This window comes from Vreelandella neptunia, from assembly GCF_022489065.1.
In the GTDB taxonomy this organism is placed as follows: Bacteria; Pseudomonadota; Gammaproteobacteria; order Pseudomonadales; family Halomonadaceae; genus Vreelandella; species Vreelandella neptunia_A.
The window spans coordinates 1-18,401 of record NZ_JAKVTW010000006.1; the positions used below are offsets into that span (position 1 = coordinate 1).

Below are 18,401 nucleotides of genomic sequence, written 5' to 3' on the forward strand. Positions count from 1 at the left end.
GATAGTGGGTATCGGGGTAAAACCCAGGAGAAAACAGCAGCAGGCCATCGACATTGTCGTCTGTGAACGCATGAGAGGTGACTAGGTTACCGCCGGTGGAGAAACCGCCAAGCCAAAGCTCATCGACCTCGGCTGCCAGCAGTTTGGCGTGATGGGCAATGATTTTTTCCCAATCATCATTATCAGGCAGCATCAGGTCGGCGGGGCGTGTGCCGTGGCCAGGCAGAAGAATGGAGCGAACCAGCCAGCCGTCATTCGCCATGGCGGTGGCGATATCGATGAAATACCACGGGCTTGCGCCCAGTCCATGAACTAACAGGATGCCGCGTTTCGCCGGTTTATCAGGGCTGAGTTCGAACGGCGTATTGAGCTGTATTTCAAGGTCGCGGTCTTCACTGATGAAAACGCGGTTATTCGCAATCCATGCACGTGTATCGTGCACATATTGATCAAAACTCTCCTGATCATAGCGAGGCAGATTTTCTGAGGGTTGAAAACCCGCGGAATCCGGCGGCACAGCGCAGGAAGTCAGCAGAAAGAGTATGAAAAGTAGAACGCTAAGGCGGCTAATCATGGAACCCTCTCTGTAGGTGCTTGCCTCTAACAGAGAGTCACAAATGTGCTCCCTCTTACTTAGCATGGTCGGGCAGACGGGTTATGTAGTGTTTAACGAGTAGCGTGATTATGTTGACTGTTACGGTTATTTAACTGTTTAAGGCAAACCCCGGTAGCACTGCCTCGGCCTCGATAGCGATTAACCATTCCGGTTCTGCCAGGCCGTACACAATCAACCAAGTAGCAGCCGGCGGGGCGATGGGGAATCGATGCTTCAGCGCCTCCATCACTACTTGCTGGTCGTAGCGTGCGGATTCGGCTAAGTAGATTCTCAACATCACCACCCTAAATAGATCTCCACCAAGGCTTGATAGCAACCGTTCGATATTGTCCAACGCCGCCTCAGTTTGTTCGGGCAGTTCGGGGCCCGCCAGCTCTCCTTTGGTATCCACCCCAGCCTGGCTAGACATCAGCACCCGGGTGCCTCCCTGAACGACTACCGCTTGGCTATGACCTTCTGACAAAGTATTGGGCAGGTTGGGCGGGTTTAACGGTTTGCGTCTTAAAATTTGCATGACCACCTCCTTAGTAAGTTCGTAGGGTCGCTTGTAAGGATGACCATTCAATCGCGCCTGATACTCTGTTGGATGAGTAATGGCCTCTGGTTGTCAGCATGTATTCAATACATGCAGTCAACGTCGTCGCTAATTTGTATTCTGGTTAAGAGCGTCTATGTTCGACGAGCCTATGGTTCCACTATCGGCCTACTTTTCTTTCTCGTTTCTTACTGGTATTACGTTTTCGCCAAACCGCACTGCAATTCGTAATACCAACCATTTAAAGCAGGACTGCCGTGAGCGTCTTGAGTGTGGCTGCAGCACGTGCGGCACAGTTTAGTTTTCGGAAAATGCTCTCAACATGGGCACTGACAGTGCTGTGGCTGATACCCATGCCACTGCCTTTTTAAATGGCCTTAGGTGGGCGTTCATCTTGACGATGGTACATTCGTTTGCTGGTAATATTTTCGCGGGAATCGCTTTCACTGGCCTCGTTTTCTCTGCATAAGGTCATTATCAACCCGGGATGGGCGTTATGGGCCGAAAGCTCCCAGCCGTGCGCCATGGCAATCTCTTGGCAGATGGCCAGCCCTAAGCCTGCTCCATGGTCGCGCCGATGCGCTCCACGCCAGAAGCGTGAGAACAGCAGGGCTAATTGCTCTGGTTCAACGCCTGGGCCACGGTCACGCACAGTTATTATATTTTCCTGGATCTCCATGCTGACTAGAGATTGCTCGGGGGCATGCTGAATAGCGTTCTCCAGCAAGTTCTTGAGCAGGGTGAAACATGCCCCGCGATCAGCCTGCCATGTCACATTGTCGTTGGCGGCGAGTACCGTTAAATGCACGTCGGCAGACTCCGCCATGCGTTGCAAGTAGGTGGAAGCTTCGTGGGCAATGTCGTGCATCCGAACCACGGTAAACTGGTAGTTGTGTGCCTCGCTCGCTTCGGCCAGAAGTAGCAGTTGTTGCACCTGCCGCGTCATGTATTCGACATCGCTCAATAACGCCTCGCGATCATTCTTACCATCCGCGATCAGTTCAATCTGTGCACGAATCAACGCCAGTGGTGTTTTTAACTCGTGCGCGGCATGGGCGAGAAACTCCTGCTGGAGACGGTAACCCCGCTCAAGGCGTTCCAGGGCGTGATTGAAGCTATCCACTAGTGGCGCAATCTCCGCGGGCACCGCGTCCGTATTCAGTCGTGCGTTGATGGAGCGCGGCGAGATGGCCGCCGCGGATTTGGAAACATCACGCAGCGGCTTGAGGGTTAAGCGCAAGGTAATGTAGGCGCATAAACCGAAGGCAGCGAACATGACAAAACCAAACACCAGTACGCCTGCTACGACCGGTGGAAAGGCAACGAGATAGAGGACATCAAAGAATCTTGCGCTGGCGGCGAACTGCAGATACCACGTTCTTCCACCATGCTCAAAGGGCTGCGTAGCACTGTAGAAAGTTCTGTCATCATACTCAAAGGTAAAGTTGCCACGCGCCAAACGCTGAACCTCTCCCTTGGCTGGCCAGAAAGTTTCTTCGGCACTCGAGACCACCGTCACGTTCCCGGCATCATCCAGAATCCGATACGCCGTCTCGCGTTGTGGGCCTTCGAATAGCCAAGCGCGGTCTTTCATACTGGCGTCGAAACCGACGGGCTGACCACTACTGTCGAACTGGATATTATCTACCATCCCCTCCGCCGCGTCGGCCAGGTCCATACGAGCCAGTAGATCGCTCTGAAGCATCGCTGCTGCGGCAATTACCAATAGGGTGATACTTAGCACCATGCCCGCCACATAGGCCAACAGCACTTTCAGCCTCAGGCTATTTAGCGTCATCCGCTTGACGAAGCGCATACCCCATTCCTCTTACGTTAGCGATCCGCTGGCGCGAGCCGATGGCAAGCAGCTTGCGGCGTAAACGGTGTAGGGCCACATCCAGGGCGTTCGGTGTCACCGCCTCACTAAGCCCCCATGCCGCTGCTTCCAGCGCGCTGCGGCGAACGACCTCATCGTGCTTGTATAACAGCGACTGCATGATGTGCAGCTCCGCCGGGGCGAGGGTAATGCTCTTGTCGCCGTTGAACAGAATGCCGCTTTCAATATGTAGTCTCAGATCACCATGACTGGGGTCGATGGGGTGGAACTCCGCAGGGCGACGCAGCAAGGCCCTAACCCGTGCCACCATTTCGTCCATGGCAAACGGCTTGGGCAGGTAGTCGTCGGCGCCGGCTTCGAGTCCTTCTACCCGGTCATGCAGCGCATCGCGCGCTGTTAACACCAGGCAGGGGACGCTAAGGCCCGCGTTGCGCAATTTCTTGAGCAATAGCAGCCCATCGCCATCCAGTAAGCCACGATCGAGTACCAGCGCCTGATAGGGCATCTGCTGGACAGCAGCCCAAGCCGAATCGATGCGATCAACCACATCAACGGCGATGCCTGCGGCCGCTAACCCTTTGCACATTAAATGAGCTAGTCGGTCGTGATCCTCGATCAGTAGTATACGGCTCATCAGAATGTATAAAGATAGCCAACTAACACGGCGTTTTGGGTCGAGCGATCTACCAGCGGACTATCTTTGATTTCGTCAGCCAAGCTCGTGACCTCAACACCTATCAGCACAGAGTGATGCTGGTCAAACAGGTACATGCCGCGCACCCCCGCCTCGATATTGACAGCCGATTCCCCTGAATAGGCAGGGCGATCGAAGCGAACCTCACTATCACGAACGCCGAAGTAGTAATCGACGTACTTGTCGTCCTGCCAGGATGCCCCCACGTGAGGGGTTAGCATTATATGTTCGCCGATTTGCCACGTTCTCTCCAGGCCAAGATCGAAGCGCTGCCCGTCACTGTTGCCGGAGACGTCGGTGAGCCATTCGGCGCCTACATCAACGAAGTTGGTGTTCCACTCCATCTTTGCCCCTGCCCAGAAGCCGCCCTTGCGCTCACTCATGTCGTTGAGAATCGGGGCATCGCCTTCCTCGTAACCGCTACCATCATACTGGGCGACGATACCGAAATTGAGTTGTTGGGAGTCGCTGATGACAAGACTCGGCAGTTTGAATTCGATTTCTGGACCGAAAACACTAATGTACCGGTTTTCGACCTGGAGCAAGGGGAAGGGGGTGTTTTCCCTGTCGATACCAGCATAAGGATCCTGTTCGCTTATTGCGCCTACGCCCAATCCCCAAGTGGTTTCGTCTGAACTCTCTTCGTCGGCGAACGCCAACGGAGAAGCAATAACAAGACCACCGATAAACGCGGCTGTCGTCAATCTTGTAGTGGTGAGGCGGCTGTTCAGCAATAGCGACTGATGAGAACTCATGGTGGCACTCCTGGCATGGTTTGAAAGTGAGGGTAGTGTGCAAGTGAGATTGGTATGAAAGTGCCATCATCAGGAGCGCTATCTTACGCGTTTCTTACTGGTGCCGATTTATTTAAAACGTTACGTCAGTAAGAAATGAGAAAGGAAGACAGGCCGATAGTGGTTCAACTGAAATTCTTGGATTTTCTTTTTCATCAATGAATTGAACCCTTTGCAACAGGCCTGGATTATGCCATTTCCAAAAAGAAAAAGTTGTTTCGGCATTATGATTGCCGTGATCGCTAGCGCCGCCGCGTTGGCATGTATTCAGGCGGTGTCATCGGAAAGCGATGCCATCGCCGAACCGACGGCGCAGCCCTCACTATCCGTCAACGTGACGACATTAGAATCTCAGACGCTTCCGACCACGATTGCGGCCAATGGTGATATCGCTGCGTGGCAAGAGATCATTATCGGTACCGAAATCGGTGGCCTGCGGCTGGTAGAGGTCAAGGTAGGCGTGGGTGATGAGGTCACGGAAGGGCAGGTGCTGGCCGTGTATAACGCCACGACGGTGCGCGCAGAGCTGGCGAGGAGCCGCGCCGCCGTGGCGGAAGCCGAAGCAACGCTTGCGGAAGCGAATGCCAACGCCCAGCGCGCCCGCGGTTTGAAAACCACGGGATCGCTTTCAGAACAGCAGATTCAGCAATACGAAACCGCCGAACTCACCGCCAGGGCGCGGCTAGGCGTTGCGCAAGCGCAGAATGAAGCCCAAGAACTACGTTTGGCTCAGACGCAGATAGTCGCCCCGGACGACGGTTTGATTACCTCCCGCACGGCCACTGTTGGCGCTGTTACCGGCGCCGATCAGGAGCTGTTCCGATTGACGCGCCACGGTCGGCTGGAGTGGCGGGCCGAGGTCGCCGCTTCCGATCTGAATAAGCTGCGACCCGGCCAGGATGCCAGGGTCACCCTGTCAGGCGGCTACGAGCTCGAAGGACGTTTGCGTACCATCGCGCCGCTAGTGGACACCGCTACCCGTAATGGCCTGGTCTATGTCGACCTACCGTTAAGCGACGTTGCCCGGGCGGGAATGTTTGCTCGGGGTGAATTCGAGCTGGGCATCCGACAAGTATTGACGCTACCACGATCCGCAGTGCAGATCCGTGATGGCTTTGGCTACGTTCATCGGGTTAGCGGTGAAGGCCAAATAACGGAGCAGAAAGTTGCCTTGGGCCAACACACGGAGGATCGAATCGAAATTCGCGCCGGGCTTGAACCCGATGCCCGGGTGGTCGCCTCTGGCGGTGCTTTTCTCGGCGACGGTGACCAGGTGCGGGTGATTGAGGAAGAGCCATTTCATTCACCTCCAACGGACGGTGCCGACGCCGAGGAGGGGGTATGACGCTCAATACCTCATCCTGGGCGATTCGCAATCCTATTCCGGTTGTTCTGCTCTTCATCCTATTGACCTTCTGGGGGCTCATCTCCTTCCGAGGCTTGTTTATTCAGGATTTACCTGATGTGCAACTGCCCCTCGTGGAGGTCTCCGCCTCATTGCCGGGAGCGGCCCCCGCCTTAATGGAGAACGAGGTTGCCCGCAAGATCGAGGACGCCATCGCTACCGTCCCCGGCGTCAAAAACATCTCTACAACGCTGACGGATGGCAATGCCGATATTGCTATCGAATTCAGGTTGGAAAAGTCCTTACAAGAGGCTATTGAGGACGTGCGCGACGCTGTTGCTCGCATCCGCTCGGAGCTACCCGCCGACCTGCGCGATCCAGTGATTCGGAAGGGGGAGTTTTCCAGTGAGCCGATTGTACGCTACGCGGTGACCTCCTCTGTTCTAGACGAAGAGGCACTCTCCTGGTTCGTCGATGACAAAATGACCAAGACCGTATTAGCGGTGCCCGGTGTTGGTTCGGTTCGGCGTATCGGCGGGGTCGATCGCGAAGTCCGCGTGGCATTGGATCCGGATCGCCTGCTGGCGATGAACACGACAGCGTTGGATATCTCACGGCAGCTGCGTCAGGCGCAGTTGGAGGCCCCCGGTGGCCGTGTGGATGTCGGCGGAGCCGAACAGGCCGTGCGCATCATCGCCAACGCTGAATCCGCAGCCGAGCTGGCGACGATGGAGCTGGCACTCAGCGATGGCCGGCGTATTCGTCTTGATGAGGTGGCAACGGTGACCGATACCGTTGCCGAGCGGCGCTCAATTGCACTCTTGAATGGCGTGCCCGTCGTCGGCTTAGAGATGACGCGTTCCGAGGGGTACGGTGAGGTGGATGTGGCCGAGGGCGTGCAGTCTGCGCTCGCAGAATTGCAGGCGCAATATCCTCATATAGAGGTCGAAGAAGCCTTTAATTTCGTCGGGCCGGTGCTGGAGAACTACCAGGGCTCCATGCATATGTTATTCGAGGGTATGGCGTTGGCGGTGCTGGTGGTGTTCTGCTTCCTGCGCAATTGGCGTGCCACACTGATAGCGGCGGTTACGCTTCCGCTGTCGATCATCCCCACCTTCGCTTTTATGCACCTGATGGGCTTCTCGCTGAATGTGGTGACGTTGCTGGCGCTCTCGCTGGTGATCGGGGTGCTGGTGGATGATGCCATTGTCGAGATTGAGAATATCGAACGGCACCTGCTAATGGACAAGCCCCCGCGCCAGGCTGCTATGGATGCGGCGGCGGAAATTGGCCTGGCCGTCGTCGCCACCACCTTTACGCTAATTGCCGTTTTTCTACCCACGGCATTCATGAGTGGTACCGTCGGGCTATTCTTCGTTCAGTTCGGTTGGACGGCCTCGGTAGCGGTGCTGTTTTCGCTGCTGGTGGCGCGCCTGCTGACGCCCATGCTGGCTGCGTATCTACTGCGCAAACCCCAATATCCCTCGCGAGAACCAACGTGGATTAGCGTCTATCTGGTCGTCGCCCGTTGGTGCCTGGGCCACCGAAAGATAACGCTTATCGCGGCGACGGTCTGCTTTGCAGGAGGTATCTGGCTGGCCTCGACCCTACCGGGTACCTTCATACCCCCCGATGATAATTCCCAGACCCAGGCGACGCTTACCTTGCCGCCCGGTAGCACCTTTTCTGAAGCGGCGGCGCTTGCCGAGCAGGCACGCTCACGACTAGTGACGCAACGCCATGTAGTCAGCGTTTTTGCGGCCATCGGTGAGAACTCCGGCAGCAGTGACTCTGATGTGACCTCTGTGGAACTGACCGTTGGTTTGGCGGATCGCGCAACCCGCGCGGGCATTTCGCAGCAAGACATAGAGCAGCAGTTGCGGGTTGCACTCGCCACACTTCCCGGCGTGCGAACTCGCGTAGGCGATGAGGGGGATGGTTATGAGTTGGTGCTCGCCGGTGAGGATAGCCGGGTGCTTGAACTGCATGCCCGCCAAGTCGAGCGCGAGATGCGCGCCATTCCCGGCATCGGCGCGGTGAGTTCGACGGCCAGCCTGGTCAGGCCTGAACTCATTGTACGCCCTGATTTTGCCCGCGCCGCCGACCTTGGGGTCTCGGCTCAGGCCATCGCCGATACGCTGCGCATCGCGACAGTGGGCGATAACGCTGAGGATCTTCCTAAGTTGAACTTCAGCTCGCGTCAGGTGCCGGTGATGGTCCGGCTGGCGGATGCCGCTCGGGAGGATATAGCGACACTTAAACGGCTGCCAGTGCCTGGTGCGAACGGAACAGTGCCGCTGGAGAGCGTGGCTAACGTTGAGTGGAGCAGCGGTCCTTCGGAAATCACCCGGCATGATCGTCTGCGCAACGTCAATTTCGAGGTAAGCCTGCAAGGGCAACCTTTGGGAGAAATCGAACAAGCCGTGCAGGCACTGCCCAGTTTACGTCAGTTGCCGCGCGGTGTGTTTCAGGCAGCAGAAGGCGATGCAGAGGAAATGGCGGAGCTTGCCTCAAGCTTCGGGATTGCCATGCTGACCGGCGTGCTGTGTATCTATATGGTGCTGGTGCTGCTGCTCAAGGATTTCACGCAGCCGGTCACCATTCTGGTGGCGCTAGTGCTCTCCGTACCTGGGGCTTTCCTGGCGTTGTTCCTCACGCAGACGCCAGTGTCGCTGCCGGCCATGATCGGATTGATCATGCTGATGGGCATCGCCACCAAGAACTCAATCCTGCTGGTCGACTACATCATCATGGCCCGTCAGACGCATGGAATGGATCGCGGGGAGGCTATTCTCGATGCCTGCAAGAAACGTGTCCGGCCGATTGTCATGACCACCATTGCCATGGGGGCAGGCATGGTGCCCATTGCTTTGGGATGGGCGGGTGACCCCAGCTTCCGGGCACCCATGGCCTTTGTGGTCATTGGGGGGCTGATTACATCGACGCTTTTGAGCCTGCTGGTGATTCCTGTTGTTTATAGCTGTATCGATGATTTTGTGAGCTGGCTGCGCTGTTGCTGGAAGCGGCAGCCATATCAGGAGATTAGGCAAGCATAATAATGTTAGCGCTTACACTCGACGTTGAGTTCTATGGTAAGTCCGTTAATCGTGAATGCTGGAATGAATCCAACCTCTCACTATGAGCTACGGATGAACTCACATCTTGTTAAGCATCTCCACCGCCTGATCGAAGTGCCCATCGCGCTCCGCCCAGCGCAGGAAATTGACCTTTTCAACCAGAATTTCCTTGGGAGTCGGTTGCTGGCTAAACAGCATCATGACTTCTTCGATGTAGTCATTGAGCGGCATATAGCCTTCACGGGTCGACTGGCCTGGCGTCAGCTCTGTCTGTACGGCGGGCGGAGCTAGCTCTATGAGCTCGACCTTGCCCTTAAGCTGTTCGCGCAGGGAGATTGTGTAGGAGTGGATGGCTGCCTTGGTGGCGTTATAGGTGGGCGTGCGGCTTAACGGCACAAACGCCAACCCGGATGAGACGTTCACGATTGCCGCGTCTGGCTGGTTTACCAGATGGTCGGTCAGTGCGTTCGTTAGCCGGATCGGCCCGAGCAGATTGGCAACGACTGTCTGCTCGGCATCGCTCAGGTCGCGAGTGCGGGTCAAGTCTTCGCGCCGCATAATGCCCGCATTGTTGATCAGCACATTGAGGTTGGGATGCTCGGCGACGACCCGCTCTGCAAAGGCGGTAATGGCTTTTGGATCCTCGACATCGACGACCATCGCGTGCATGTTGTGCTGGCCTGCAATGGTTTCCTCCAGCGTTTCCATACGCCGACCGGCGACGATCACGGTGTTGCCAAGCGCGTTAAAGCGTAAAGCAAGCTCACGGCCAATCCCGGAGCCGCCACCGGTGATAAGCATAGTATTTCCTGATGTTTTCATGGTTTCACTCTCCGTCTATTTTTAGGACTCAATGCCACTAATGTTTTAACAATTCGGTGGCGGCGGGTCTTGCCAACACCTGCGCAAAACTTGCCTGATCCTGCAGGCGTGAAGAAAAACCTCCATCACCATGCTAACGTTGAGTCGAAAGGCTGGAGGAAAGCTTATGAACTCACTCAAACAGGCGGTTCAAGCGTATGCCAAGCGCCACGCCAATGGCGATGGCTTGGTGTTAACGCCGGTGACGGGGCTCAGCATGATGAGCGTCGATACCGCTGCCGGTGATTTGCAGTCCATCTACAAGCCAATGGTTTGCCTGGTATTGCAGGGGGCCAAGCGGATGACGGTGGGGCTCCAGCAGAGGGTGTTATCTGCCGGGCAGTCAGCGATTGTGAGTGCAGATATGCCGGTCGTTGGGAGGATTGTGCAGGCGAGTCATAGCGAGCCTTATCTGGCGGTCGCGGTCGAGCTGGACATGGTGATCATGCGCGAACTGGCCGCTCATATGGGGAGTGCTCACGCTCAGCGAAGTTCAGAGATGCAGACGCTATTTGCCGAAGACACTGAAGCCGAGGTGATGGACTGCGCATCAAGGCTGATGAAACTCTTGGATCGCCCCGATTCAGCGCCGCTACTACGCCCGGGTATCATGCGGGAGTTACATTATTGGCTGCTGTCAGGGCCTCATGGCGCCGCTTTGCGGGAGATTGCCGATCCCGATAGCTATGCGAGCCGCCTTGCCGACGCCATTGCCATCTTAAGGGCTGAGTACACATCGCGGGTGCCGGTGGAGCAACTTGCGACAGAGGCGGGCATGAGCCTTAGCTCGTTTCATAAGCACTTCAAACACATGACGTCGCTAACGCCGGGGCAATATCAGCAGCGGCTGCGTTTGATCGAAGCGCGCCGCCTGATGCTCGATGAAGGGTGTTCCGCGAGCAATGCCGCCTTCGAGGTGGGGTACGAGAGCGTATCGCAGTTTACCCGCGAATACGGCCGCCTTTTCCAGGCACCGCCCAAACGCGACGCGTTGCGCTTACAAAAATCTAGCGAAGCTGCCAATATCCCCGCAGTGTCGTCGCAACGAATCGGCGCTTGAGCCGCATGGCTTGTTTACTCAGGTAGCCTTGCAATGACCTTGATTTCAAAGTCGAACCCCGCCAGCCATGTCACGCCGACCGCCGTCCAGTTCGGGTAAGGTTTTTCTGGAAACGCGCGTGCCTTGGCTTCCAACCAGATAGGGAATTGGGCTTCGGGGTCGGTATGGAAGCTCGTCACATCGACAATATCATCGAAGCTCGCGCCCGCTGCTTCCAGTACTCTCTGTAGGTTGTCGAAAGCAAGCTGCACCTGAGCGGCAAAATCTGGCTCGGGCGAGCCGTCTTCACGGCTGCCAACCTGGCCCGACACGAACAAAAAATCGCCCGAGCGGATAGCGGCGGAATAGGTATTCTGTTCATAAAGTGCCTGATGGCCCTGGGGAAAAACGACGTCACGCTTAGCCATGTGAATCTCCTTCAGTAGGTCGAAGCCGACCCGTTGTTTACGATGAAGTCACTTTAAGCCTGCATTTATGCTGGATAAACGGCGAATTCTGTTCAACATTGTTTGTAGATTTCAAACAATCACAAGGTGTTTGGCACAGCTATGGATCGTTTTAACGCAATGCAGGCATTCGCTCGGGTCGTGGAGACGGGCAGCTTTACCAAGGCAGCGGAAACACTTCACATGAGCAAGACCAGCGTGACGCAGCTAGTACAACAACTAGAGGCACGGCTGCGCGTAAAGTTGCTCAACCGCACCACACGCAAGGTTAACGTTACGGCGGACGGCGCCGCCTACTACGAGCGCGTTATCAAGCTTCTGGCCGATATGGATGATGCTGAAACCAGCCTTTCCAATGCGTCAGTGCTGCCTCGCGGCCGACTGCGAGTGGACGTGCCCAGCCCGTTTGCACGGATGATCCTGATTCCAGCCCTGCCCGCGTTCCACGCCCGCTATCCCGATATTCAACTCGATATGGGGGTGAGTGATCGCATGGTGGACCTGATCGGGGAAAGCGTTGACTGCGTGGTGCGCGGTGGAGAGCTTACCGATTTATCGTTGATGGCACGCCGCGTGGGCGACCTGCCGCTGGGTGTTTACGCGGCACCGAGCTATCTGGAAAGGGCTGGCTTGCCTTTGCACCCACAAGAGCTGTCGCTCCCGCCTCACTACATTGTTGGTTTCAGGTGGGCACGCACGGGCTTGGTGTTTCCCTATGCCCTGCACCGTAAAGAAGAGCGTGTCACCGTGCAGGGGCGCTATGTGATCTCGGTCGATGATGGGAACGCTGGGCTTGCCGCAGGTCTAGCGGGGCTCGGTGTCATTTGGTTGCCGGAGTACATGGCCAAAGAGCACGTATCGCGTGGCGAGCTGGTGCGTTTGTTTGATGATTGGCACCTCGATCCCATGCCTATGTACGTCGCCTTTCCACCGAGTAGGCACGTTAGCGCCAAGCTGCGCGTGTTTATCGATTGGGTCGTAGAGTTAATGGCTCAGCATGCGCCTAGGATTGATCGGCAGTGATGGTTAAGCGTTTGTGCGTCGGCTGCTCCGCCATAATACGCGCTAGGCGCTCCAGGGCTAGTTCGAGCCGCTCGATCAAGCCCTCCAACAATACCCGACGGTCGGCGGGTACGTTACCGTAAGCCTCTATCGCCGCTTCCAATTGTCTATCTGCTTCACGAATCCCTTGTGGCTGGCGCCCGTTGGCGCTCTCTTCAAACCCGCTCGCCAGCGTGCTTAGCAGTTGCTGATGTGCATCGCGGATGATGGGATGCGGGGCGTCATCCAGCCGGTCACGCAGGCGCAGCGTGGCGGTGCCTAGATCAAGCCCGGTCAAGCCAAGAATAAATAGATGGCGTTGCTCTTCTGGCAGCATGTCGTCGTGTTGGGCAAGCTGCAGCAGGCGATCTGCCATGTGACCGCTGAAGCGGGTTTCGGCATCGCGAATCGAGCGCCGCGTTAACTCATGAATATCTTTCGAAATAGCGTTGATCAGACGCCGACGTCTAAGGCGCGTGCCCAGCCCTGGCAGCAGACGAAAGGCCATGACCACGCAGCTGAGCCCTATCACCACCGCCACCACTCGGTTGGCGAAACTGTCGAACGAGAAGTCCATGCCGTTGCCGGGCATGGTGAGCAGGATATTGAAAATGGTAAATGCCAGGCAGTAACCCATGGTCGCCGGATTGGTGGCGCCCAGCAGGCCTAGAAACAGCGGCGTGCCAAACAGCATGGCCAGCATCGGAAAGCCATTGGCCTGTGAGAGCAGCACATGGCCGAACAGAAAGGCGCTGGGGATTGCCGCCAGCATGCCCTTGTAGAACATCATGGTAATTGCCAGCGGATTGTCACGGCTGGCGAAGAAAGCGGAGAAGAGCGTGCCCAGCATCATCGCGATCATGGCGCTTTGCCAGGCAGTGACAATCCAGAAGGTTGCCAGCAGCGAAAATAGCAGCCCCGAGCGGAGGGCATTGATACTGGCGGCGAGGTGGTCACGGTGCCAGGCCAGTGGCGAAGAACGAAGCTTATGGCTCGCCGGTGAGGCAATCGCCTCGCGGGCGTCGAGCATAATCATGGCGTGACCGATCGATTCACGTAGCCCCAGGCGGAGACGACGGTCGAGAGGGGCTAAGCTGGCTTCTTCTTCACTTTCATGAACCCTATGGCGTAACGCCTGCAGGGCTTTGCGGGCGTCAGCCACTCCTTTGACATGTTCGGCATCGCGAAAACCATCCGCTACCTGGCCCGCGAGCTCGATACTTTCAGGGGCAAGGCGGTCGGCGTGGTCGTGCATCAATTGGTGAAGCGCCTGCAGGTTGGCGAAAAAGCGCAATGTGCGCCGCGTTAGCACGTGGGTTGCGCGCACTCGGCCGGGGCCTACCGGGCCTTCAAAACGGGCGGCCTGGCTATCGGTTTCAAGCAGCGTTAGCGGCCCGAGACTACTGCGCAGTGCCTTCTGCATGGCAGCTATATCATCGCTGGCTTCTAAGCGCAGGGCGGCGTGTTCGAAGGCTTCGTTGATCACGCTGTCGGCCTGGGTGGCAAGGTGGGTGCCTACATGGGAAGGCCAGAGCAGTGAGCTGACCAGCATGGCGCACACTGCACCCAGCCCCAGTTCAGTCAGGCGCGCCACGGCGATATCGAAAATTCCGGCGGGCGAACTGCCGCTGGAGATCACCACGATTAGCATCGCTGTCACCGCGGCCATCAGGCAACCATAGGTGTAGTTATTACGCCACAGCGAACCGACATAGGTGCACAGCATGATCCAGCCGGTCAGCACGATAAGGGCAGGTATTCGGGCCTGGGCAAAGAGTGCCATGATCGCGATGCCTGCCACGGCGCCAATAAAGGTGCCGACAAGTTGGCAAATGCCTTTCTCCACCACCATCCCGCTCATGGGGCGGATCTGGAGAAAAGCTGCCGAGATCAGTGCCCAGTAGGGGCGCTCCAGGTCAAACAGCAGCGCGATGTAAAGCGCGAGCATCATGGCCAGGGTGGTCTTGATGGCGAATTTGACCGCCGTGGCGTTGGGCGTCAGATAGGTACTGATAAACGGTGACATAGGTCACTCGGGCTGTTGGCTAGGGTGTTCGTTAGCGGAGTCATCAGTTTGAACGCGTACCGTTGCCGTCATGCCGACGCTTAGCAGAGTGTGGTTGGGAACATCATTTAATGAAATGCGTACGGGAATACGCTGCGCCAGTCGCACCCAGCTAAAGGTAGGCTCTACTTGCGGTAGCAACTGCTGATTCAGGTTTGTGTTGCTATCGGCAATGCCACGCCCAATACCGACGACTCGTCCTTCCAGGTGTGTATCGCCATTCATCATCACGACCTCGACCGGCGCGCCAACCTGGATAGAGGGCATTTTAGTCTCTTCAAAGTAGCCCACGACATAGAAGGAGTTTTCAGCAATCAGCGCCATGACCGGGGAGCCGCGATTGACGTAAGTCCCCGCGCTGAGCTGCACATTGAGTATGTGGCCACTGACGGGAGCACTTATCTGGGTGCGCGCCAAATCAAGCTGGGCGCTGGCCAGTTCCGCCTGTGATTGTTGCAAATCGGCTTCGGCAATCCGTGAGTTGATCTGGGCGATCTGCTGGTTTTCTGCGCTGATCGCTCGGTTGTTGCTCAACTGGTTGCGTCGACTCTCTTCGGCGCGGCTTAACTCTAGCGTTGCCTGGCGGTGATCAACTGTCGCCTGGGCGCTGTCCGCTGCTGCCTGGTAGCGAGTGTTATCGATCTCAAATAGCGTATCGCCCTGGGTTACATGTTCGGTGTCAGCGACATTCAGGGTGCGCACCCAGCCGGAGACATCCGGGGCAATGGTAACGACCTCGGCGTGAACGCGAGCGTCGCGGGTCCAGGGTGTATAAAGATAGTAGCGCCATAACCAGGCACCGGCAGCAACGGCAATGGCGACAATGATCAAGGTGAGCAGTATACGAAGTGAAGGGCGCATCAACGGTTCTCTCAAAGGCTGGCTCAAGGGCTTTCAAGCAAGATGGTAAATAGAAAGGTAGTTGCCGCCATTAAGATGACAAAAAGCGATATATCGAACCAGGCTTCATACCAGAGCGCATATTCGCCGACCACCCAGTGCAGCAGCGAGCGAATGACCAGCGTGCCGATAAAAGCGATCAGGGCAAAGATCAACAGTGGGCTGAAATAGATGCCGCCCACGGCAATTTCTTGAAGACCCATAATATCCTTACGTAATCTGAAGTCCTGCAAAGAGAAAAGAGCAGCGTGGGTGGTCGGGGCGATGCTCCGCTCTAGTTATAGCATAGAGAACTTAAAGTGAGCTTAAAGAGAACTTAAAAAAAGCTTAAACGGATCTTGCCTGACAGAGGAGCGTCTTCGTCTACAAACTTGATGGTTCTTGGGCACCGGGATTGAAGTTGAGAATGCTATTTTACTAATTTAGATACATTAGAACCATACTTTAGTCGTGGTGTCCTACTTTCCAACTCTTAAGTGGTTGGAGAAGGCGTTTGTTGATCAAAAAGAAGAAGGCTCGATCTCATACCGAGGATCGTTGCTTGGCACTGGTATTGGCGACGGCTGCCGGTATTCTTAATGCTATGGCGTTGGGTGCTTTTGGTTTTCTCCCGTCACACATGAGTGGCAATGCCTCACAAATGTCGACCGAAGTGGCCAGCTCTAATGCCCATGGCTTTCTGTTTCTGGCAGCCCTGCTTTTGGCATTTGTGATAGGCAGTACGCTCGCACGCGTTGCCGTGGTCGTAGGCCAGAAACTTAGAACCATCTTCTGCCTGATTCTGATGGCGGAAGGCATGGCATTGACCGCAGTGTCGGTATTTGAACTTCTGTTTTACTCGACCCGCTTCAACGCCGAAGTGCTGGTAGCGCTGGGCTTCTTAATGGGCGTGCACAATTCGACTTCGACGCAGCTCTCGAACGGTCGGGTGAGATCGACCCATGTGACCGGCACACTGACGGATGCTGGCATCGCATTAGGCTCTTTCTTATCATCATTAGTGTCACGTGGTGAGGCGACCGACCGCCGCTCTTGCAGAAAGCAGCTCTACACGCATTTGACGACGATTCTTTCATTTCTGACCGGGTGTATCGTCGGGTTAGTGCTGTTCGATGTGTTTGGTTTCAAAGCAATGCTGGCGCTGGGTGGTGTTTTGATCGTTGTGCCCTTGAGCGCTATTGTTATCACAGTGCGAACGGCAACTAAGTTGGTGAGCGCCAGAAGAGCGTGACGGGGAGGCACGTCGTCTGCGCCAGTGCTCGCGCTCTATGCAGCGAGAGATACGAAAAAGAGCGGCCCCCTGCGGTTGGTTTATCAAGCCCGCCATGGGGTGGCGGCGAGCAACAGTTTTTTAATCAATGGGCCATTGGCTCACATAAAGAAATCACCCCTGCAAATACTTCCCCGGCAACCGTTCAGCCAGAAAATCCATAAACAATCGTGCCCGCTGGGAAAGCGTTGCTTGGCGGTAGTAAACGGCGTTAACGGCCTGATTCTGGCGTTCGGTATGGTCGGGAAGAACATCTATCAGCGTGCCTTTCTGGCGGGGAGCGATGGTCATGAAGTCGGCCAAGCAAACAATGCCTTCCCCCGCAATGGCGAGTTCAATTAGCGTACTGCCACTAGAGGCTGCCAGCGTTGGTATGATATGCAACGGCTTGTCATCGGCGCGGGTGAGTGGCCAGCGGTTGAGATGCTCAAGCTGGCTGAAGCCAAGCAGGCTGTGATGCTGAAGATCGTCGACGCTTTGTGGTGTGCCGCATCGTTCAAGATAACTGGGGCTGGCAAGAAGTCGCAACGGGCTGTGGCCTAGGGGTTTCGCGTGAAGGGATGAATCTTCCAAATCGCCGATGCGAATGGCTAAATCGACCCGCTGTTCCAGCAAGTCGACAAAGCGGTCGTGGGTATCCAACTCCAGCGTAATACCGGGGTAGCGGGCGCGGAACTCGCCAATCACTGGCACGATCACAAACTGCATAAAACTGGGAGCGGCGTTGACTCGCAGCCTGCCTTGAGGCTGGTTGTGGCGATCCAGCATTGCTTCTTCTGCTATCTCCACGGCGGCAAGAATAGCGCGGCAGTGGCCAAGAAACGTCTCGCCTTCCTCGGTTAGCTCCAAGCGGCGAGTGGTTCGACGCAGTAGCGTGGCACCAAGTTTCTGCTCTAGGCGATTGAGCGCACGGCTAACGCCGGAAACGGTGATACCAAGCCGCTCGGCAGCGCCGGTGATTGAGCCGCTATCGACCACCGTCACAAAGGCCTGCTGTTCTTCAAGGGTGCTTTTCATGGCGTGCTTCTCTTAAAGCGCTTGTCATTAAGTGGTCGAAGACCGCAGTCGTCGTTTCTTATTGTTGATTTTATATCAAAAGTGTCTTGCTGAAACGGTGCTTCTTTTTTCGGGCTGTTGCTACCACAATACGCGCCATTAACACCATGTCTACTCTTTCTAGAGGTGGTGGGTAACCCTATGGAGAGAAATAGTTAAATGAATATTCTACTGATTAACGGTGGCAAGGCGTTTGCCCACTCTGGCGGTGAACTCAACAATACGCTGCATGGCGTGGCAGTGAGTACATTGCAGGAAATGGGATATGAGGTGCGCGAGACGGTGGTTGATCAAGGCTACAATCTTGAGACCGAAGTGCAGAACTACCTTTGGGCGGACACCATTGTGTATCAAATGCCAGGCTGGTGGATGGGAACGCCCTGGATCGTTAAGCGCTACATCGATGAGGTGTTCACAGAAGGCCACGGTTCACTCTACGCCAGCGATGGCCGCTCGCGGCAAGACCCCACTAAACAGTATGGCAGTGGCGGCTTGCTGCAAGGGCGCCGCTACATGCTGTCGCTGACCTGGAATGCCCCTTTGGAAGCCTTCGACGAGCCGGACAATTTCTTTGAAGGGCGTGGTGTGGATGGTGTTTACTTTCCATTTCACAAATCGCAGGCGTTTATCGGCCTTGAGGCATTGCCGACCTTTATCGCCAACGATGTGATGAAAGTGCCACAGGTAGATCGCAACAAAGCCGATTACCGGGACCATTTGCGTAAAGTCCTTGGCTAAAGTGCTGATTAAAGTCATTAGCTGAAGCCCTCGTGCAGGAAGCGCCCACCTCGTTAGGTGGGCGTT

The 18,401-nt window shown here is 56.1% G+C and carries 18 protein-coding genes; 6 read left to right on the top strand and 12 right to left on the bottom strand.

Annotated features, from left to right (window positions below):
- From MLE19_RS10105 to MLE19_RS10125, 6 genes are all read right to left on the bottom strand, one after another.
- Positions 1-574, bottom strand: a 574-nt coding sequence (locus tag MLE19_RS10105) for an alpha/beta hydrolase (protein ID WP_240718058.1), incomplete at its 3' end; no start/stop codon positions are given.
- Between the two features lie 130 nt (positions 575-704).
- On the bottom strand, positions 705-1,130 hold the full coding sequence (locus MLE19_RS10110; protein WP_240718059.1) for a Rid family hydrolase: 426 nt from the start codon (positions 1,128-1,130) through the stop codon (positions 705-707).
- A 262-nt stretch (positions 1,131-1,392) separates the two neighbouring features.
- The gene (locus MLE19_RS23220; protein ID WP_425356807.1) at positions 1,393-1,506 is read right to left on the bottom strand and encodes a LuxR C-terminal-related transcriptional regulator; all 114 of its coding nucleotides are present in this window, start codon (positions 1,504-1,506) and stop codon (positions 1,393-1,395) included.
- Between the two features lie 12 nt (positions 1,507-1,518).
- Positions 1,519-2,967, bottom strand: a complete 1,449-nt coding sequence (locus MLE19_RS10115) for an ATP-binding protein (protein ID WP_240718060.1) — start codon at positions 2,965-2,967, stop codon at positions 1,519-1,521.
- Positions 2,936-3,622 (bottom strand): response regulator transcription factor, encoded by a 687-nt coding sequence (locus MLE19_RS10120; protein ID WP_240718061.1) that lies wholly within the window; start codon positions 3,620-3,622, stop codon positions 2,936-2,938. The genes MLE19_RS10115 and MLE19_RS10120 overlap by 32 nt, the downstream gene beginning before the upstream one ends.
- Complete coding sequence (locus tag MLE19_RS10125; RefSeq protein ID WP_240718062.1) at positions 3,622-4,437, bottom strand: MipA/OmpV family protein; 816 nt, start codon at positions 4,435-4,437, stop codon at positions 3,622-3,624. The genes MLE19_RS10120 and MLE19_RS10125 overlap by 1 nt, the downstream gene beginning before the upstream one ends.
- 265 nt (positions 4,438-4,702) lie before the next feature.
- On the opposite strand from MLE19_RS10125, the gene MLE19_RS10130 reads away from it, so the two are divergent.
- The gene (locus MLE19_RS10130; protein ID WP_240718063.1) at positions 4,703-5,821 is read left to right on the top strand and encodes an efflux RND transporter periplasmic adaptor subunit; all 1,119 of its coding nucleotides are present in this window, start codon (positions 4,703-4,705) and stop codon (positions 5,819-5,821) included.
- Positions 5,818-8,877 (top strand): efflux RND transporter permease subunit, encoded by a 3,060-nt coding sequence (locus MLE19_RS10135; RefSeq protein ID WP_240718064.1) that lies wholly within the window; start codon positions 5,818-5,820, stop codon positions 8,875-8,877. Before MLE19_RS10130 ends, MLE19_RS10135 begins: the two co-directional genes overlap by 4 nt.
- Before the next feature lie 99 nt (positions 8,878-8,976).
- Here MLE19_RS10135 and MLE19_RS10140 read toward each other — a convergent pair whose 3' ends face one another.
- Entirely contained in the window at positions 8,977-9,720 is a 744-nt protein-coding gene (locus tag MLE19_RS10140; protein WP_240718065.1) for an SDR family oxidoreductase, read from the bottom strand.
- A gap of 166 nt (positions 9,721-9,886) precedes the next feature.
- Here MLE19_RS10140 and MLE19_RS10145 point away from each other — a divergent pair, with 166 nt between their 5' ends.
- Entirely contained in the window at positions 9,887-10,819 is a 933-nt protein-coding gene (locus MLE19_RS10145; RefSeq protein ID WP_240718066.1) for an AraC family transcriptional regulator, read from the top strand.
- A 14-nt stretch (positions 10,820-10,833) separates the two neighbouring features.
- On the opposite strand, the gene MLE19_RS10150 is transcribed toward MLE19_RS10145, so the two are convergent.
- On the bottom strand, positions 10,834-11,226 hold the full coding sequence (locus MLE19_RS10150) for a RidA family protein (protein ID WP_240718067.1): 393 nt from the start codon (positions 11,224-11,226) through the stop codon (positions 10,834-10,836).
- Positions 11,227-11,367: 141 nt separating this feature from the next.
- On the opposite strand from MLE19_RS10150, the gene MLE19_RS10155 reads away from it, so the two are divergent.
- Entirely contained in the window at positions 11,368-12,288 is a 921-nt protein-coding gene (locus MLE19_RS10155; RefSeq protein ID WP_240718068.1) for a LysR family transcriptional regulator, read from the top strand.
- Here MLE19_RS10155 and MLE19_RS10160 read toward each other — a convergent pair.
- Genes MLE19_RS10160 through MLE19_RS10170 form a run of 3 tightly spaced genes read right to left on the bottom strand, consistent with a single transcriptional unit; the run spans position 12,269 to position 15,474 of the window.
- Positions 12,269-14,332: an FUSC family protein gene (locus MLE19_RS10160; protein ID WP_240718069.1), complete on the bottom strand. Its 2,064-nt coding sequence runs from the start codon at positions 14,330-14,332 to the stop codon at positions 12,269-12,271. The two genes, MLE19_RS10155 and MLE19_RS10160, sit on opposite strands and share 20 nt — an antisense overlap.
- Positions 14,333-14,335: 3 nt before the next feature.
- The gene (locus MLE19_RS10165) at positions 14,336-15,232 is read right to left on the bottom strand and encodes an efflux RND transporter periplasmic adaptor subunit (RefSeq protein WP_240718070.1); all 897 of its coding nucleotides are present in this window, start codon (positions 15,230-15,232) and stop codon (positions 14,336-14,338) included.
- A gap of 23 nt (positions 15,233-15,255) precedes the next feature.
- Positions 15,256-15,474 carry a DUF1656 domain-containing protein gene (locus MLE19_RS10170; protein ID WP_240718071.1) on the bottom strand — a complete coding sequence of 73 codons (219 nt, stop codon included), beginning with the start codon at positions 15,472-15,474 and terminating at the stop codon, positions 15,256-15,258.
- Between the two features lie 338 nt (positions 15,475-15,812).
- Between MLE19_RS10170 and MLE19_RS10175 the strand changes: the two genes are divergently transcribed.
- Positions 15,813-16,502, top strand: coding sequence for a YoaK family protein (locus MLE19_RS10175; RefSeq protein ID WP_240718072.1), 690 nt, complete (start codon positions 15,813-15,815; stop codon positions 16,500-16,502).
- A gap of 153 nt (positions 16,503-16,655) precedes the next feature.
- Here MLE19_RS10175 and MLE19_RS10180 read toward each other — a convergent pair whose 3' ends face one another.
- A complete protein-coding gene (locus tag MLE19_RS10180; protein WP_240718073.1) occupies positions 16,656-17,558 on the bottom strand; it encodes a LysR substrate-binding domain-containing protein in 903 nt (300 codons plus the stop codon).
- A 198-nt stretch (positions 17,559-17,756) separates the two neighbouring features.
- Between MLE19_RS10180 and MLE19_RS10185 the strand changes: the two genes are divergently transcribed.
- Entirely contained in the window at positions 17,757-18,335 is a 579-nt protein-coding gene (locus tag MLE19_RS10185; RefSeq protein ID WP_240718074.1) for an NAD(P)H-dependent oxidoreductase, read from the top strand.
- Positions 18,336-18,401 lie beyond the last annotated feature (66 nt).

Coding starts and splice junctions, on each gene's coding strand:
- MLE19_RS10110 (WP_240718059.1), bottom strand. CDS start 1,130: ATGCAAATTTTAAGACGCAAACCGTTAAACCCGCCCAACCTGCCCAAT.
- MLE19_RS23220 (WP_425356807.1), bottom strand. CDS start 1,506: ATGGGTATCAGCCACAGCACTGTCAGTGCCCATGTTGAGAGCATTTTC.
- MLE19_RS10115 (WP_240718060.1), bottom strand. CDS start 2,967: ATGCGCTTCGTCAAGCGGATGACGCTAAATAGCCTGAGGCTGAAAGTG.
- MLE19_RS10120 (WP_240718061.1), bottom strand. CDS start 3,622: ATGAGCCGTATACTACTGATCGAGGATCACGACCGACTAGCTCATTTA.
- MLE19_RS10125 (WP_240718062.1), bottom strand. CDS start 4,437: ATGAGTTCTCATCAGTCGCTATTGCTGAACAGCCGCCTCACCACTACA.
- MLE19_RS10130 (WP_240718063.1), top strand. CDS start 4,703: ATGATTGCCGTGATCGCTAGCGCCGCCGCGTTGGCATGTATTCAGGCG.
- MLE19_RS10135 (WP_240718064.1), top strand. CDS start 5,818: ATGACGCTCAATACCTCATCCTGGGCGATTCGCAATCCTATTCCGGTT.
- MLE19_RS10140 (WP_240718065.1), bottom strand. CDS start 9,720: ATGAAAACATCAGGAAATACTATGCTTATCACCGGTGGCGGCTCCGGG.
- MLE19_RS10145 (WP_240718066.1), top strand. CDS start 9,887: ATGAACTCACTCAAACAGGCGGTTCAAGCGTATGCCAAGCGCCACGCC.
- MLE19_RS10150 (WP_240718067.1), bottom strand. CDS start 11,226: ATGGCTAAGCGTGACGTCGTTTTTCCCCAGGGCCATCAGGCACTTTAT.
- MLE19_RS10155 (WP_240718068.1), top strand. CDS start 11,368: ATGGATCGTTTTAACGCAATGCAGGCATTCGCTCGGGTCGTGGAGACG.
- MLE19_RS10160 (WP_240718069.1), bottom strand. CDS start 14,332: ATGTCACCGTTTATCAGTACCTATCTGACGCCCAACGCCACGGCGGTC.
- MLE19_RS10165 (WP_240718070.1), bottom strand. CDS start 15,232: ATGCGCCCTTCACTTCGTATACTGCTCACCTTGATCATTGTCGCCATT.
- MLE19_RS10170 (WP_240718071.1), bottom strand. CDS start 15,474: ATGGGTCTTCAAGAAATTGCCGTGGGCGGCATCTATTTCAGCCCACTG.
- MLE19_RS10180 (WP_240718073.1), bottom strand. CDS start 17,558: ATGAAAAGCACCCTTGAAGAACAGCAGGCCTTTGTGACGGTGGTCGAT.
- MLE19_RS10185 (WP_240718074.1), top strand. CDS start 17,757: ATGAATATTCTACTGATTAACGGTGGCAAGGCGTTTGCCCACTCTGGC.